The sequence below is a fragment of the Ochrobactrum sp. RH2CCR150 genome, from assembly GCA_014138095.1.
Taxonomy (GTDB): Bacteria; Pseudomonadota; Alphaproteobacteria; order Rhizobiales; family Rhizobiaceae; genus Brucella; species Brucella gambitense.
Window position 1 is genome coordinate 1 of sequence record JACGXE010000005.1, and the last position, 16890, is coordinate 16890.

Here is a 16890-nt window from a genome sequence, read left to right on the forward strand (position 1 = left end):
CTCGCGTCCAGCCGATCAAGCGCTGAAAGCGCACGCCAGAATTGCGTGGCAAGGCCGTTCGGGCGCTGCAACGCCACCTTGACGTTTTCCAGCACAGTCAGATGCGGGAAGGTGGCCGAAATCTGGAACGAGCGCACCAGCCCCATCCGGGCCACTCTGGCCGGATCGGTTTTGGTGATCGTTTCGCCCAGAAGCGTGATCTCGCCGCTTGTCGGCTGCAGAAACTTGGTCAGAAGATTGAAAACCGTCGTCTTGCCAGCCCCGTTCGGACCGATCAGCGCATGAACACGGGCATGTTCCACATCAAGATCGACATTCTTCACCGCATAAAAGCCGCCAAACGACTTGCCCAGTCCACGCGCCGACAAAACATGACGCGCAGAACCTTGCCGTGAATTACCCGAACCCGACGGCCCTGCCTCACGCAGAGCCGCATCAGTCCCAGTCGAAGCCATCATCAAATCAGCCTCTTACTGCTTTACCAACGGACAGCCGCTTTCTTCCGGCTTCATATAGGCCTGATCGCCGGGGATCGTTGCGAGCACCTTATAGTAATCCCAAGGGGCCTTGCTTTCATCCGGCTTCTTCACTTCCATCAGATACATGTCGTAGATCATGCGTCCGTTGGGGCCGACCTTGCCGTGACGGGCAAAGACGTCTTCAACCGGCATTTCATGCAGCTTCTTGGCGACGGCTTCGGTTTCGTCCGTGCCCGCTTCCTTGATCGCCTTCAGATATTGCGTGACGGCGGAGTAGGTGCCTGCCTGGATCATGTTCGGCATACGGCCGGTGCGGTCGAAGAAGCGTTTGCCGAAGGCACGCGATTCATCATCGCGATCCCAGTAGAAGCCCTCGGTCAGGGTCAGGCCCTGTGCGGCTTCGAGGCCGAGACCGTGCACTTCCGACAGGGTGAAGAGCAGGGCGGCGAGGCGCTGTCCGCCTGCAACGATGCCGAATTCCGCAGCCTGCTTGATTGCGTTGGAGGTATCGAGACCCGCATTGGCGAGACCGAAAACCTTCGCGCCGGAAGACTGCGCCTGCAGCAGGAACGAGGAGTAATCCGTAGTGGATAGCGGATGGCGGACGGAGCCCAGTACCTTGCCGCCCTTCGATTCCACGAATTTCGTGGTCTGTTCTTCCAGCGAATAGCCGAAAGCGTAATCGGCGGTCAGGAAGAACCATGTATCGCCGCCTTGCTGCACGAGCGAACCGCCGGTGCCAACCGCAAGCGCGTGGGTGTCATAGGCCCAATGGAACCCGTAGGGTGTGCACTGCTTGCCGGTCAGTTCCGACGTGGCTGCACCCGTATTGATGGTGATCTTCTTCTTGTCCTTCGACAGTGCCTGCACGGCGAGGCCGACGGACGAGGTCGTCAGTTCCATGATGGAATCGACCTGTTCGGTGTCGTACCACTGGCGCGCAATGTTCGAGGCGACGTCCGGCTTGTTCTGGTGGTCGGCGGTGATGATTTCAATCGGCGCATCGAGCACCTTGCCGCCGAAATCCTCGGCGGCCATCTTGGCGGCTTCATAAGACCATTTGCCGCCGAAATCGGCATAGACGCCCGACTGGTCGTTCAAAATGCCAATCTTGACTTTACCATCGGAAATTTCAGCTGCTGAAGATATGGCCGTTGCAGCCAGCAGTGCTGCCGTTGCGAGTGCAAGACACTTCATAAAATACTCCTCCCAATAATTCCCTTAACCCCTCGATAAAATCGAAGGGTATCCTCCAGTGAAGCGGCCTTGTTACAGGCGGGACAATTGGCCTCCTCAGACCAGTCGTCTTTATGCTTCCGCCCGATTTGTTCCTCCGTTCGGGCTTTCAATTAGAACGGTAGCATTGACAAATGCGTACAAGAACAACAATTTTTGAACAGCGTCTGTTCAGAAATGTACAGATGCCTCGAAGAAAATACGGGCAGTCTTTTGGGAGCGTGGCATGCGGCAGTTTACATGGGACGATCTGCAATATTTTCTGGCTGTGGCGCGCACAGGGCAGCTCTCTACCGCGGCGCGGCAATTGCGCACCAGCCATGTAACGGTGCTGCGCCGCATCGACCGGCTGGAGCAGGCGCTGGCCACCAAATTATTCGAGCGCAACCCGCGTGGCTATATGCTGACGCCGATGGGCGAGCGCCTGGTCGAGCCTGCCGAGGTCATGGAACGCGAGGCCATGAAGTTCCAGACCGAGGCCACCGGCAATCTTGCAGCGCTGTCGGGTGTCGTACGTCTTTCGACGCTTGAAGGCTTCGGCAATTTCTTTCTGGCCGACCGCCTGCCGGTGCTGGCGCAATCTTATCCGAGCCTGTTCGTGGAGGTGGTGACGATCCAGCAGATCATGTCGCTGTCACGCCGCGAGGCGGAACTGTCGATCACACTGCATATGCCGCGCAACGGGCCCTATCACAGTGACAAGCTCACATCCTACCGGCTGTTTATCTACGGGCATCGCGATTATCTGGCCCGACATCCGCCGATCCGCAGCCGGGAAGATTTGGCGCGCCATCCCTTCATCGGCTATATCGAGGACATGGTGTTCACGCCCGGCCTGGATTATATGCGCGAGATTCTACCGGGCCAGCGCTGCACCTATCAAAGCTCCAGCATTCACGCGCAGCTTGTCGCCACCCAGACCGGCTATGGCCTGTGCGTTCTGCCGTTTTACATAGCCAGTAAGCATCCCGAACTGGTGCCAGTTTTGCCGCGCGACATGCATCTGGTGCGCGAATACTGGATGAGCTGCCATGTCGATGTCATGGCCGCACCGCGTATCCGGGTCATCAGCGATTTCATGGTTCGCGCCGCGCGGGAATTCTCAAGCGATTTTCTGGGCGAAAGCCTTTTGCAGCCGTAATTGGCGAGGCCCGGGCGTCAGAGATTGACGCCGGTAAAGGCGATAAAGCATGCCACGGCGAGCGCGATGCAACCAAACAAAATAATGGATAGACTAAGCGTGTTCATGGTCCCCCTCCACTTTACGCAACGTAAAGTGGGTATGCGGGGCTTTGAAAGCGGAGTCCAGCTGGAAAGTTTGCCAGTGAGACAAAAGTTGTAGGTAACAAAGGAAAAACCCCGGACGAACCGGGGCTTTGGATTATTTCTGCTTGGCGAGGCCTTGTTCCCGCATCTGGCTGAGCGACATTTTCGGTGAAAGCGCTTCCGGATCAATGCGGATTTCGATCAAGGCGGGTTTGCCTGATTGTTCACAGCGCTCGAAAGCAGCTGCAAAATCGGCAGTCGCTTCGACCGTTTCGCCATGCAGGCCATAGGCGCGTGCAAGAGCTGCGAAATCCGGATTGGCGAGGCCTGTGCCGGAAACGCGACCCGGATAGGTCCGCTCCTGATGCATGCGAATGGTTCCATACATGCCGTTATTGACCACCACGAAAATCGCCTTGGCATTATATTGTGCGGCGGTCGCCAGTTCCTGACCGTTCATCAGGAAGCAGCCGTCACCGGCAAAGGCCACGACGGTACGCTCCGGTGCGGCAAGCTTGGCCGATACCGCAGCGGGAACGCCATAGCCCATGGAGCCGTTGGTGGGCGCCAATTGGCTGCGATAGGTGCGGTACTGGTAGAAGCGATGCGGCCAGGCGGAATAATTGCCAGCGCCATTGGTGATGATGGAATCGGCAGGCAGATGCGCGCGCAGCCATTCCATGATCTCGCCCATCTGCACCGCGCCCGGTATGACCGGCGTTTTCATATTATCGCGATAATCGGCATTGGCCGTTTCCGCCCATGCCTTGCTGCGCGGCGCGGCGATGGGGGCAAGCTTCGATGCAGCGCGGGCAAAAGCCGGCATGCTGGCATTGATCGGCAGATCGGCGTGATAGACACGGCCCAGCTCTTCAGCACCCGGATGGATGTGGATGAGCTTCTGCTGCGGCACCGGAATGCTGACCAGCTCATAGCCTTGCGTGGTCATTTCGCCGAGCCGCGCGCCCACCACCACGAGAAGGTCGCTGTCGCGCACGCGTTGCGCCAGCTTCGGGCTGATCGACGTGCCCATTTCGCCCGCATAAAGCGGATGGGTATTGTCGAACATGTCCTGACAGCGGAAGGAAGCGGCCACCGGCAGATGCATGTTCTCGGCAAATGTGCGCAGGTCGCGCACCGCGTCCTGATCCCAGCCGCCACCACCGACGATCATCAGCGGGCGTTCGGCCTTTTCGATCAGCTGCACCATGTCCTGCAACTGGTCCTGACCGGGGTGCATCTCGACCTTCTTATAGGCCGGGGCGTCGCTGACGGCGGCATAAGATGTCAGCATATCTTCCGGCAGGGCAATCACAACAGGGCCCGGGCGTCCGTTGACGGCGCGATGAAAGGCCTGGCTGACGAGTTCCGGAATGCGGGCGGCATCGTCGATCTGCACGACCCATTTGGCCATCTGGCCGAACATGCGGCGGTAATCGACTTCCTGAAAGGCTTCGCGTTCCACCTGATCGCTGGCCACCTGACCTATGAACAGGAGCATCGGCGTCGAATCCTGAAAAGCAGTGTGTACGCCGACGGAAGCGTTGGTTGCGCCCGGTCCGCGCGTGACGAAACAGATGCCGGGTTTGCCGGTCAGTTTGCCATGGGCGTCAGCCATATAGGCCGCGCCACCTTCCTGACGGCAGACGATCAGATCGATTTCATCCGGTACGTCGTGAAAAGCGTCGAGCGCGGCGAGATAGCTTTCTCCGGGAACGCAGAAAACACGGTCCACGCCGTGAATGCGCAACGCGTCCACCAATATCTGGCCCCCGGTACGCGTATTGGGTTTGCTGGTCATCTGATGCATTTCCTCACTCTCAAATCTCGGACGATTGTTCGTCTCTTCTTTGGATGGCGGGGCGAACCGTAGGGCCCTTTGGTATGCACCACACGCAGTTGATATTGTTCGGCCCCTCCCGGTCAAACATATGCATAACAGCATAGCCCCCGGCGTGAATACAGACTAAACATGATGACCAAAACAGATGATCTCATGTGGTTCTGGTATAAAACGGAGCCGATTCGACATGAGAGCGTATCCCGAAAGTTGAAACGGTTTTCGGAAAAGATGCGCTTTGAAACAGGAGGAGCAGATGGTTCACGCAAGTTCGGGCAAGATTCGTGTCGGCATTGGCGGCTGGGCATTCGAGCCGTGGGACGAAAGCTTTTATCCGGAGAAGCTCGCGAAGAAGCGCCAGCTGGAATATGCGTCGAGCAAGCTGACCTCGATCGAAATCAACTCCACCTATTACGGCCCGCAAAAGCCGACGACTTTTGCCAAGTGGCATGACGAAACGCCAGACGGCTTTGTCTTTTCACTGAAAGCACCGCGCTTTTCGACCAATCGCCGCGTGCTGGCCGAAGCTGGCGAGAGCATTGAGCGCTTTCTGACCGGCGGTGTGATGGAGCTGAAGGAGAAGCTTGGCGTCGTCAACTGGCAGTTCATGGGAACCAAGAAATTCGATCCGGTGGATTTCGAAGCCTTTCTCAAGCTTTTGCCAAAGCGTCTTGACGGACGCGACCTGCGCCATGCGGTGGAAGTGCGCCACGACAGTTTCAATTCGCCCGAGTTCACCGCACTGTTGCGGGAATATGGTGTTGCAGCCGTCATCGCCGGTGACAGCGCCTTTCCGCAATTTGCCGATCTGGCGGCTCCTTTCGCTTATCTGCGGATCATGGGCACCAGGGAAGGCGAGCCGCTCGGCTACAGCGAAGCCGAACTCGACCAATGGTCCACAAGGGCCAAGGCGATTGCCGCCGGAAAGGCCCCGGGCGGTTTGCGCACCATCGAGCCTGCCGTGGATGACGGCGTGGCGCGCGATGTCTATCTCTATGTTATCAGCGGCTATAAGGCGCAGAATCCCCATGCGGCTATGGCCTTGATTGATCGGCTGAAATGATGCCTCGTGACGGCTGTTGATTTTCATCTGAGTCGTCCGAGACCCATCATGCCGCATCTTGATCTTCCCGCCCTTCGCGCTTTCGTCGACACCATCCCGCAGAATTACAAAGGCCCCGGCGGTGTCGTCGCCGTCGTCAAGGACGGCGAAGTCGTCCTCAGCCATGCCTGGGGTTTTGCCGATCTGCGCACGCGTCAGCCGATGACGGCGCAGACGCGGATGCCGATCTGCTCGGTCAGCAAGCAGTTTACCTGTGGCGTGCTTCTCGACAGCGTCGGCGAGCCGGAAGTGCTGGACGACGCGCTGGCCGCCTATCTCGCTGGTTTCGAGGGCGAACGCCCGAGCCCGCGCACCCTGTGCAACAACCAGTCGGGCCTGCGCGATTACTGGGCGTTGACGGTGCTTTGCGGTGGCGACCCGGAAGGTGTGTTTCTGGCCGAACATGCGCAATCGCTGCTGAAACGCCTGAAGACTACTCATTTTGCGCCGGGCAGCCATTATTCCTACAGCAATGGCAATTTCCGCATTCTGGCGGATTTGATCGAAGCCCATACGGGCCGCTCGCTGGTTGATCTTCTGTCGGAGCGGATTTTCAAACCGGCTGGCATGAAGACGGCGGAACAGATCACCGATACGGCGCTCTTCACCGAATGCACCGGCTATGAAGGCGATACGGTGCGCGGCTTCCTGCCTGCCACCAACCGCATCCACTGGATGGGCGATGCGGGCATTTGCGCATCGCTGGACGATATGATCGCCTGGGAACAGTTCATCGACGCAACGCGCGATAATGAGAACGGCCTTTATCGCCGTCTGAGCGGGCCGCAGGTTTTCAACGATGGCGCAGCAGCACCTTACGGTTTCGGCCTCAAATTCGAGGAAGCGGGCGGCAAGCGGCTCACCGGCCATGGCGGCGCGCTGCGCGGCTGGCGCTGCCAGCGCTGGCATTGCGCCGATGAGCGGATTTCCACCATCGCTATGTTCAATTTTGAAGGCGGCGCTTCTGATCTCGCGGCCAAGCTGATGAAGCTTGCGCTCGGTGTGCCATCGCCGGAACCGGAACGGGTCGAAGCCGATGCGGGCTGGTTCGGGTCGTGGCTCGACGCTGAAACCGGTCTAGTGCTCAGCCTTGACGATGCCGGACGCGGTCGCATGAAAGCGCGTTTCGGCACCGGCCCGGAAGTGATGGATGTGGTGAGCAAGGACGAGGCGCGGTCCTCCATGACCACGATCCGCCGCGAGGGTGATACCATCCACCTCGCGCGTGTCGATGAAAACCTGTTTCTCACCATGGGCCGGGTGACCGGCGAGACCAAGCGCGACATCCTTGGACGTTTCCGCAATGAGGAACTTGGCGCAGACTTGGCTCTGGTGGCCGAAGGCGGCGCGATCTACGGTGCGTTCGAGGGTTTTCTCGGTAAAAGTGACATGTATCCGCTTTATGCCGTGGGTGCCGATGTCTGGCTTATGCCGGTGCAGCGTTCCATGGATGCGCCATCGCCGGGCGAATGGAAGCTTGTCTTCCGTCGCAACGACAAGGGCGATATTATCGCGGCTTCGGTCAGCTGCTGGCTGGCGCGGGCTGTCAACTATCTGAAAGTCTCCGGCTAAACGAGGAAAGTCATGAGCGAGCTCAAGGTCAGAACCCGCGAGACGGGTGCGGTTGCCGAAATGCCGGAAGGCAAGCTGCCGGTGATCACCACGCCGACGGGCGGCAAGGTCGAGCTTGTGACGAGTGTGAGCCAGCCGGGTTTTAACCCGCTTGATCTGCTCTATGCATCGGTCGCCGCCTGCATGGCGCTGAGCGCACGCATCGCTGCGGGCAAGCTTGGCCTGCGCGAAAAGCTCGCTGATGTTCGCGTCGAGGTTACGGGCGACAAGACACATGAAAGCCCGTCACGTATCGAGCGGTTCCATATCGCATTTCACTTCGATGGCGATCTTTCAGCCGAAGAGAAACAACACATCGCCGAACTGGCCGAGGAAATCTGCACCGTCAGCAATACGCTGCGCAGCAATCCCGCCTTTGACCTGAAGGTCGGGTAACAAAGAAAAGCCCGGTTACAACCGGGCTTTTCTTTGAATAGTGGGAGATCACACCGCTTCGTCGTTGGCGGGTTTTTCCCAAAGGTTCACGCCGCCTTCGACTGCGTATTTGTCGATCTCTTTCAGCTCGTCTGCCGAGAAGGAGAGATTGTCCAGCGCCTTGACGTTTTCAACGATCTGCTCGGGCGAGCTTGCGCCGATCAGCGCGGAGGTGACGCGCGGATCGCGCAGCACCCAGGCCAGCGCCATCTGGGCGAGGCTCTGTCCGCGCTTCTTGGCGATTTCGTTGAGACTGCGGGCGCGATCGATGTTGTCGTCGCTCAGATGCACCGGGCGCAGCGATTTGTTGCCTGGCTGGTTGATGCGCGCATCCGCCGGAATGCCGTTGAGGTAGCGATTGGTCAGCAGACCCTGCGCCAGTGGCGTGAAGGCGATGACTCCCACGCCGACATCGTCGGTCGCCGACAGAAGATCTTTTTCGATCCAGCGGTTGAACAGATTGTAAGACGGCTGGTGGATCAAAAGCGGTACGTTGCGCGCTGCCAGTATCTTGGCGATTTCACGCGTCTTGCCTGCCGAATAGGACGAAATGCCGACATAAAGCGCCTTGCCCTGTTCGACGGCGCTGGCCAGCGCGCCAGCCGTTTCTTCCAGCGGCGTATTGGCATCGAAACGGTGCGAATAGAAAATATCCACATAGTCGAGCCCGAGGCGCGACAGGCTCTGGTCGAGGCTGGCAAGGATCGCCTTGCGCGAGCCGCCGCCACGTCCATAGGGCCCGGGCCACATTTCCCAGCCAGCCTTGCTGGAGATGATCAGTTCGTCACGGTAACGGCCAAGGTCGCTTTTCAGGATCTGGCCGAAATTGCGTTCTGCCGAGCCGGGAGGCGGGCCGTAATTATTGGCAAGATCGAAATGGGTGATGCCAAGATCGAAGGCCTTGAACAACATCGCCTTCTGACGGTCGAGCGGAATTCCGTCTCCGAAATTGTGCCAGAGGCCGAGCGAAATGGCAGGCAGGACGAGACCACTGCGCCCGACACGGCGGAAATTGGCCTTGTCGTAGCGGTCGGAAGCGGCAAGATAAGACATGAAAAACCCTGTCGTAAGTAAGGTGCGACTGCACCCCGTATGAATGGGCGGAAGAAATTCGGTTTCTTCCCGGCGGCAAATTAAGCCCAAACTAATTATAGGTCGAGGCCGTGACGGATTTCTTTCAAAATCCCCACGATTATCCGTCTTCGTCAGATGACGTTGCGGATGCGTTCCACACCAAGTTTGATGACGCTTTCCATTGCTGCGCGGGCCTTTTGCGGATCGCGGGATGCGATGGCGTGGGCAATGCGCAGATGGTTGGCTGCGCATTCGGCTATGCCTTCGCGCGATGCGGCGGGCGAGGAAAGCTGAAACGATACGGCGAGCGCCGCCTCGATCAGCCCGCTAACCGAGCGCATGAACGGATTGCCCGACATGCGCGCAACGGCGAGATGAAATTCCAGATCGACCTTGGCGATGGTTTCGGGCGTGTGCTGCGGATTATCGAACTTGGCGGCGAGCGCATAGAGTTCGATGATTTCGTCGCTGGTGGCGCGTTCGGCAGCGGCTGCGGCTGCAGCCGGTTCAAGCGCCATGCGCATTTCGGCCAGATGGTCGACAAAGACTTCATCGAAGCCCGCCTCGAAGCGCCATGTCAGAACGTCGGGATCAAAGAAGTTCCAGCTGGCATGGCCCAGAACGCGGGTGCCGACCTTGGCCTTGGGTTCAATCAGGCGCTTGGCGGCAAGTGTTTTCATCGCCTCGCGCAGGACCGTGCGGGAAACGCCGAAGCGCAATGACAACTCGTTGTCACCGGGCAGGATCGAACCTTCGGGAATGGTGCCCGCGACAATGCCGCGCCCGAGTTCCCCCACGACGACAGCGTGGCTGTTATGCCGCTTGCGTCCGGTTATGGCCGTTTCCAGCAATCCCAATTCAGGCCTCCTTCATGCGTTGCCGCGCTAGTCTGAGATCCGAGAACCACAACAGTCCTCGTTGCAGGGCGATGAACAGGAACAGCAATATACCGATTGCGATTTTCGTCCACCAGGAAGACAGCGTGCCGTCGAAAACAATATAGGTCTGTATCAGCCCCTGTATCAGAATGCCGACAAATGTTCCCGCGACCAGTCCTGCGCCGCCTGTCAGAAGCGTTCCGCCGATGACCACCGATGCGATGGCATCCAGCTCCACGCCCACCGTCGCCAGCGAATAGCCGGACGAGGTATAGAGCGTATAGACGATGCCGGCGAGACCGGAAAGCACGCCCGACATTGTATAAATGCCGATGGTCGTGCGACCGATGGGAACACCCATCAGTTCTGCCGATTGCTGGTTGCCGCCAAGCGCATAGATGTTTGCGCCAAAGCGCGTGCGGTGGGCGAGAATGCCGCCGACGATGAACACGGCCAGCATCAGCATGGCGATGAATGTCAGCCTGCCGCCGCCCGGCAGCCGGAAATAGAGCCCCTGCAACGTGTCGATGAAGGGGTGCGAGATCGGCACCGATTCCGTCGAGATCAGGAAGGCCGCGCCGCGCGCGAGGAACATGCCAGCCAGCGTCGCGACGAAAGGCGGGATGCCGAGATAATGGATCATCATGCCCATCCACGCGCCGAATATGGCAGCGATGACGAGAACGAGCGCGAATGCCACGAGCGGATGAACGCCAAGCTTCCCGACGAGGACCGCGACGAAAACGCTGGTGAAGGCAATCACCGAGCCGACGGAGAGGTCGATGCCGCCGGAAATAATGACGAAGGTCATGCCAACAGCGGCGATGCCCAAAAAGGCATTGTCGATCAACAGATTGCCGATCACCCGCGTCGACAGCATGTTCGGGAACTGCACGGCGCAGATCGCATAGGCGATCAGGAAAATCGCCACCGTGGTCAGAAAGGGCAGGTTGCGAAGAATTCTCATTGTCCTGCTCCTCGCTGAGGCCGGGCCTCTTGCCGGGGCTGTGCGTTCTGATGGGCGCCATTGGCCGCGCCGCTCTTGCGCTGCGAGCGCAGGAAGCCGATCAGATTGACAATGGCCGCCGACTGGAAAGTGAGCACCACGATGATGATGCCTGCCTTGATGATGAGGTTGAATTCCGGCGGAAAGCCCGCCATCAGAATGCCGGTGTTGATCGACTGGATGATGAGTGCGCCGAGCAGCGAGGCGGTGATCGAGAAACGCCCGCCATTGAGCGATGTGCCACCGATGACGACCGCCAGAATGGCATCGAGTTCAAGCCACAGACCGGCATTGTTGGCATCTGCGCCGCGAATGTCGGCGGTTGCGATCAAGCCTGCAAGCGCTGCGCCAACGCCAGAAACGGCATAGACACTGAACAGCAGGAAGCGTGCCTTGACGCCCGCCAGCATGGCGGCGCGGCGATTGATACCGGTTGCCTCAATCAGGAAACCGAGAGCGCTGGAGCGCACCGCGATGCCGACAACCAGCCCAGCCAGAAGCCAGATCAGCACAGGGATGGGCACGCCGAGAAACGAGCCGGAGCCGAGTGCGGCGAAGGCGTCATTGTTGAAGGTGAGGATTGCGCCTTCAGTGATGAGCTGGGCGATACCGCGCCCGGCCACCATGAGGATCAGTGTTGCGATAATCGGCTGGATATCGAAGACGGCGACCAGAAAGCCGTTCCACAGGCCACAGAGCAGGCCGACGCCGAGAGCCGCCGGAATGACGATAGCGAGTGGATAGCCCGCGACGATCAGCGATGCGGCGAAAGCGCCGCTGATCGCCATGACCGCGCCGACGGACAGGTCGATGCCGCGTGTGGCGATCACCAGCGTCATGCCGACGGCCAGAATGGCGACGGGTGCTGCGCGCACCAGAATGTCGATCAGGCTGCCGTAAAGGCGGCCGTTCTGGAACGAAACGTCAAGAAAGCCGGGCGAAATGATGGTATTTGCGGCAAGTATCAGAATGAGGGCTGCAAGCTGCGGCGCCAGTCTTTTGAATTTTCTGGATATGCGGGCAATCATGCTGCGGCTTCCTTCTGGCTCGCAGAAGCGATTTTCGGGCCGGTCTCTGCTATTGCGCGCACGATATTGTCGGCGGTGATTTCTTCACCCCGCAATTCCGCGACATGGCGGCGGTCCGACAGAACCACCACGCGATTGGCGACGGCGGCCAGTTCCTCGAATTCGGACGAGATGATGACGAGCGCCATGCCTTGTCCGCAGAGCTCACCGATCAGTTTGAGAATTTCTGCATGCGCTCCGATGTCGATGCCGCGTGTCGGTTCATCGAGAATCAGAAGGCGTGGATCGGTGGCGAGCCAGCGCGCCAGAATGGCCTTTTGCTGGTTGCCGCCGGACAGAAACTTGATCGGCTTGTGCGGATCGGGCGGGCGGATATCGAGCGCCTTGATATAGCGGTCGGCCAGCGCCGCCTTTTCACGCGAAGACAGCGGCTTTGACCAGCCGCGTTTGCCCTGCACGGCAAGAGCAATATTTTCGGCCACCGAAAAATCACCGATGATGCCGTCCGTCTTGCGTTCTTCCGGGCAGAAGGCGAACCGCTCCGATATGGCCGCGACGGGCGAGGGCAGCTTTATCTCCTTGCCATCGACGGTGAGCTGGCCGCTATCGGCTTCATCAACGCCAAACATGAGCAGGGCGGTTTCGGTGCGGCCCGAACCCAGCAGGCCTGCAATGCCGACAGCTTCGCCGGGCTTGATGGCGAGATCGAATGGCGCAACGCTGCCTTTCTTGCCGTAGCCCGCAAAGCGGATCGGCGCGACCGTGTTGTCGCTGACCTCTTCGGTCAGCTGACGGCGCACTGTTTCCTGCAACTGGTGGCCGAGCATCATGGAGATGAGGTCGGTGCGCGGCAGTTCCGACAGGTTGCGGCTGCCGACCAGACGACCGTTGCGCAGCACGGTGGCGCAATCGGCAATCGCATAGACCTGATCCAGAAAATGCGTGATGACGATGATGCCAAGCCCTTCAGCCTTCAGCTGACGCAGCACGGTGAACAGCATTTCGACTTCACGCGCATCAAGGCTGGCGGTCGGTTCGTCAAGAACAAGCACCTTGCCCGACAAATCGACGGCGCGTGCAATCGCGATGATCTGGCGTATGGCGACGGAATAGGCCGAGAGCGGCGCGCTGACATCGATGCCGAGGCCATAACGTGCGAGAAGGGTGGTTGCGTCCTTTTCCATGCGCCGCCGATCGACAAAGCCGAAACGGCGCGGCTGGCGGCCGAGAAACAGGTTTTCGGCGACGGTGAGGTTCTCCAGCAGGTTCACTTCCTGATAGACGGTGCCGATGCCGAGCGTCTGCGCTTCCGCCACTGAGGCTGGCGCAATGGGCTCTCCGTCAAGAAGGATCGAGCCGTCAAAGCCATGATAGGCGCCGGTCAATATCTTGATGAGTGTGGATTTACCTGCGCCGTTTTCACCAAGCAGAGCGTGGATTTCGCCGCGTTTGAGCGCGAAATCGACATGGTCAAGTGCGGTAACGCCCAGAAAGGATTTGGTGATCGAGCGAGCTTCGAGAAGCGGTATAACCGACGCCTGTTGAGCGCCTGTTTCAGGGCGAGTCATGGCAGTCTTCCGTTTGCGAATTGCAACGATACCCTTGGCCGGAACAAGCCGAAGCAGGCCGGGCCGAAGGGAAACCCGGGCCGCCGAAAGCCGGCGGCCCGAATGACACGAAGATTAGTAGCCGAGGCCCTTCTTGGCTTCGTATACGGCCTTCGGATCGTCAGCCTGTGTGTAAAGCTTGGATTCCGTCTGGATCCACTTCGGCGGAACGGTGCCCTTGGCCTTGAAGGCTTCGATTGCATCGAAAGCTGGACCGGCCATGTTCGGCGTCAGCTCCACAGTGGCATTGGCTTCGCCATTGGCCATGGCCTGGAAGATATCCGGCACGGAATCGATCGACACGATCTTGATGTCGGTGCCCGGCTTCAGACCGGCTTCCTTGATCGCCTGAATGGCGCCGACGGCCATGTCATCATTATGGGCGTAGACAGCGCAGATGTTCTTGCCGCCGCCCTCAGCCTTGATGAAGCTTTCCATGACTTCCTTGCCCTTGGTGCGGGTAAAGTCGCCAGTCTGCGAACGGGAAATCTTGATGTTGTCGTGACCCTTGATCGCTTCCTCGAAGCCCTTCTTGCGGTTGATCGCAGGCGAAGAACCGGTCGTGCCCTGAAGTTCGACCACATTGCAGGACTTGTCGCCAACGTCCTTCACCAGCCACTCACCGGCAACCTTGCCTTCATGGACCTGATCGGAAGTGACGGCGGTGAGATAGAGATCTTCCGGGGAATCGATCTGGCGGTCGAGCAGAACGACCGGAATTTCAGCTTCCTTGGCTTCCTTCAGGACGGCGTCCCAGCCGGTCGAGACGACCGGTGCGATCAGGATCGCATCTACACCCTGTGCGATGAAGCCCCGCACGGCCTTGATCTGGTTTTCCTGCTTCTGCTGCGCATCGGCGAACTTCAGCGTATATCCGCGCTTTTCAGCTTCCTGCTTGGTCAGGGCCGTTTCTGCGGCGCGCCAGCCCGATTCCGAACCGATCTGCGAAAAGCCGACCGTCAGCGATGCCGCCGACACGCTTGAAATCAAGGCGAACGAAAAGACAGCCGACAGGGCGGCGATACTGCGTTTCATGATTGTTCCTCCCAATAAAAAGGCCCTCCCGGCCTTCGTGTTTATGAAGCATATAATATTACTTTATGGCAAGCGCCTTTCGCTGGATCACGATGAATTTTGGCTGCGACAAACAGGCATTTACAACATTAATATAATAAAATCAGCTAGTTGAATTCTGCTGGCAGCGTTGTCATATATCCGGCTGTGTATGGGGTGGTTCAGCTTGCTTGACAAAGCGGGTCTTGGCAAAATAGTCATATTAATAATGGAAGCTGCCGCAAAGCGTTAGCATGCGTTTAATCGGCCGGTATGGAGTGCCCGCGATTTTTTTCGCGGTTAGGGAGGTTCAATGTTACGTCTGGTACAGTTCCGCGATGCGGGCGGTGAAACGCGTGTGGCTGCATGCGGGGATGATGGTGCGGCACATATCGTCAAAGGCGCATCGACGACCTATGAACTGGCCTGGGCGGCCATTGGCGCAGGCATCAGCCTTGCAGAGCAGGTGGAGCGCAATGGCAAGGGCGAAGCCGTCGATATCGACGCTGCGCTGGCTGCGGGTCGTGTCGGCCTGCCGATCACCCATTCTGATCCTGCTCATCTGATCGTTGCAGGCACCGGCCTCACGCATCTTGGTTCCGCCGATGGTCGCGACAAGATGCACAAGGCGGCGCAGGCTGCCGAAAAGCCGACCGATTCGATGCGCATGTTCCTGATGGGCGTCGAAGGCGGCAAGCCGAAGCCCGGCGAAACCGGCGTTCAGCCGGAATGGTTCTACAAGGGTGATGGTTCCGCGCTGGTCGCGACCGGCGGCGAACTGGTGTCACCTTCCTTCGCCGAAGATGGCGGTGAAGAGCCGGAGCTGGCGGGCATTTATCTGATCGGGCCGGATGGTCAGCCGCATCGTCTTGGCTTCTGCCTCGCCAATGAATTTTCCGATCATGTGACCGAAAAGCAGAATTACCTCTGGCTCGCTCATTCCAAGCTGCGTCAGGCATCGCTTGGACCGGAGCTTTATGTCGGCGCGCTGCCGGATCATGTGGAAGGCGTGTCGCGCATTCGTCGCGGCAATGAGGTGGTCTTCGAAAAGCCGTTCCTGTCGGGTGAAGCGAACATGTCGCACACCATCGCCAATCTGGAACATCATCACTTCAAATATGAGCTGTTCCGCCGCCCGGGCGATATTCACGTGCATTTCTTCGGCACGGCGACCCTGTCCTTCTCGGAAGGCGTGAAGACGCAAACGGGCGACCAGTTCGAGATTTCGGCCAAGCCGTTCCGTTATCCGCTGGTCAACAAGCTTGCCGAGGCGACAAAGACACAGGCTGCGGCGGAGAAAGTCGCCGTCAGCGCATTGTGAGTGACAAGATGCCAGCTTCGTCCAACATCGCTTTAGCAATTGTCGGTCTTGGCAAGATCGCGCGCGACCAGCATCTGCCGTCCATCGAGGCGGTGGACGGGATTGCGCTTGCCGCTGTCGCCAGCCGCAATGCCGGGCTGGATAGTGTGCCGTCTTTCACGGATATCGACCAGCTATTGGCATCCGGTGTCGCCATCGACGCCGTGTCGCTGTGTACCCCGCCGCAGGGCCGTTTCGCGCAGGCCTATGCCGCGCTGAAGGCCCGCAAGCATGTGATGCTGGAAAAGCCTCCGGGTGCGACCATTTCCGAAGTGCAGGCGCTGGACCGTCTGGCCAAGGCGGAAGGGTTGACGCTTTATGCCACCTGGCATTCGCGCGAAGCCGCAGCGGTGGAACCGGCCCGTGATTTTCTGAAAGATGCGGTGATCCGTTCGGTCGCCGTTGCATGGAAGGAAGATGTGCGCCATTGGCATCCCGGCCAGCAATGGATCTGGGAGCCGGGTGGGCTCGGCGTGTTCGATCCGGGCATCAATGCGCTTTCCATCGTGACGCACATTCTGCCAGAGCGCTTTTTCCTCACGCAGTCGGACCTGTATTTCCCTGAAAATCGCGCAGCGCCGATTGCGGCTGACCTTCAGTTTCAGACGGAAAGCGGTATTCCGGTTTCGTTCGAGCTGGATTGGCGGCAGACCGGACCGCAGACCTGGGACATTCGTGTTGAAACCGACAAGGGCACGCTTTTGCTCACCCATGGCGGCAGCCGCCTGACCATTGCGGGCACGGAAAAAATGGCCGAGCCGGACCGCGAATATCAGCGCCTTTACAAGCATTTTGTGCAATTGATCGGTGAGGGGCGTTCGGATGTCGATCTCGCTCCGCTGACCCACGTCGCCGACGCCTTCCTGTTTGGAAAGCGGCACGCGGTTGAAGCTTTCGAAGATTAGGAAACGAGGT

The 16890-nt window shown here is 59.0% G+C and carries 15 protein-coding genes; 6 read left to right on the forward strand and 9 right to left on the reverse strand.

Annotation, left to right across the window (positions count from 1 at the left end; translation table 11 throughout):
• Positions 1 to 458: ATP-binding cassette domain-containing protein (locus tag FHW03_RS12040; protein ID WP_182520863.1), on the reverse strand; the 458-nt coding region annotated here is incomplete at its 3' end.
• Between the two features lie 12 nt (positions 459 to 470).
• A complete protein-coding gene (locus tag FHW03_RS12045; RefSeq protein ID WP_182520864.1) occupies positions 471 to 1676 on the reverse strand; it encodes an ABC transporter substrate-binding protein in 1206 nt (401 codons plus the stop codon).
• Between the two features lie 265 nt (positions 1677 to 1941).
• Here FHW03_RS12045 and FHW03_RS12050 point away from each other — a divergent pair, with 265 nt between their 5' ends.
• Positions 1942 to 2856 carry a LysR family transcriptional regulator gene (locus FHW03_RS12050; RefSeq protein WP_182520865.1) on the forward strand — a complete coding sequence of 305 codons (915 nt, stop codon included), beginning with the start codon at positions 1942 to 1944 and terminating at the stop codon, positions 2854 to 2856.
• 240 nt (positions 2857 to 3096) lie between these two features.
• Here FHW03_RS12050 and FHW03_RS12055 read toward each other — a convergent pair whose 3' ends face one another.
• Positions 3097 to 4782: a thiamine pyrophosphate-binding protein gene (locus FHW03_RS12055; protein ID WP_182520866.1), complete on the reverse strand. Its 1686-nt coding sequence runs from the start codon at positions 4780 to 4782 to the stop codon at positions 3097 to 3099.
• 295 nt (positions 4783 to 5077) lie between these two features.
• On the opposite strand from FHW03_RS12055, the gene FHW03_RS12060 reads away from it, so the two are divergent.
• Genes FHW03_RS12060 through FHW03_RS12070 form a run of 3 tightly spaced genes read left to right on the forward strand, consistent with a single transcriptional unit; the run spans position 5078 to position 7930 of the window.
• Complete coding sequence (locus tag FHW03_RS12060) at positions 5078 to 5884, forward strand: DUF72 domain-containing protein (protein ID WP_182520867.1); 807 nt, start codon at positions 5078 to 5080, stop codon at positions 5882 to 5884.
• A gap of 48 nt (positions 5885 to 5932) precedes the next feature.
• Positions 5933 to 7495 (forward strand): D-aminopeptidase, encoded by a 1563-nt coding sequence (locus tag FHW03_RS12065; protein ID WP_182520868.1) that lies wholly within the window; start codon positions 5933 to 5935, stop codon positions 7493 to 7495.
• A 12-nt stretch (positions 7496 to 7507) separates the two neighbouring features.
• Complete coding sequence (locus tag FHW03_RS12070; protein WP_182520869.1) at positions 7508 to 7930, forward strand: OsmC family protein; 423 nt, start codon at positions 7508 to 7510, stop codon at positions 7928 to 7930.
• A gap of 48 nt (positions 7931 to 7978) precedes the next feature.
• Here FHW03_RS12070 and mgrA read toward each other — a convergent pair whose 3' ends face one another.
• The 6 genes from mgrA to ytfQ form a co-directional block, all read right to left on the reverse strand.
• Positions 7979 to 9022 carry an L-glyceraldehyde 3-phosphate reductase gene (mgrA, locus tag FHW03_RS12075; RefSeq protein WP_182520870.1) on the reverse strand — a complete coding sequence of 348 codons (1044 nt, stop codon included), beginning with the start codon at positions 9020 to 9022 and terminating at the stop codon, positions 7979 to 7981.
• 152 nt (positions 9023 to 9174) lie between these two features.
• The gene (locus FHW03_RS12080) at positions 9175 to 9900 is read right to left on the reverse strand and encodes a FadR/GntR family transcriptional regulator (RefSeq protein ID WP_182520871.1); all 726 of its coding nucleotides are present in this window, start codon (positions 9898 to 9900) and stop codon (positions 9175 to 9177) included.
• 1 nt (position 9901) lies between these two features.
• Positions 9902 to 10888 (reverse strand): galactofuranose ABC transporter, permease protein YjfF, encoded by a 987-nt coding sequence (gene yjfF, locus FHW03_RS12085; protein ID WP_182520872.1) that lies wholly within the window; start codon positions 10886 to 10888, stop codon positions 9902 to 9904.
• A complete protein-coding gene (locus FHW03_RS12090; protein ID WP_182520873.1) occupies positions 10885 to 11955 on the reverse strand; it encodes an ABC transporter permease in 1071 nt (356 codons plus the stop codon). The genes yjfF and FHW03_RS12090 overlap by 4 nt, the downstream gene beginning before the upstream one ends.
• A complete protein-coding gene (locus FHW03_RS12095; protein WP_182520874.1) occupies positions 11952 to 13523 on the reverse strand; it encodes a sugar ABC transporter ATP-binding protein in 1572 nt (523 codons plus the stop codon). Before FHW03_RS12095 ends, FHW03_RS12090 begins: the two co-directional genes overlap by 4 nt.
• Positions 13524 to 13637: 114 nt before the next feature.
• Positions 13638 to 14597 (reverse strand): galactofuranose ABC transporter, galactofuranose-binding protein YtfQ, encoded by a 960-nt coding sequence (gene ytfQ / locus FHW03_RS12100; RefSeq protein WP_078338851.1) that lies wholly within the window; start codon positions 14595 to 14597, stop codon positions 13638 to 13640.
• Between the two features lie 331 nt (positions 14598 to 14928).
• On the opposite strand from ytfQ, the gene araD1 reads away from it, so the two are divergent.
• Both araD1 and FHW03_RS12110 read left to right on the forward strand, forming a co-directional pair.
• Entirely contained in the window at positions 14929 to 15936 is a 1008-nt protein-coding gene (gene araD1 / locus FHW03_RS12105) for an AraD1 family protein (RefSeq protein WP_182520875.1), read from the forward strand.
• An 8-nt stretch (positions 15937 to 15944) separates the two neighbouring features.
• Positions 15945 to 16880: a Gfo/Idh/MocA family protein gene (locus tag FHW03_RS12110; RefSeq protein WP_182520876.1), complete on the forward strand. Its 936-nt coding sequence runs from the start codon at positions 15945 to 15947 to the stop codon at positions 16878 to 16880.
• Positions 16881 to 16890: the final 10 nt, after the last annotated feature.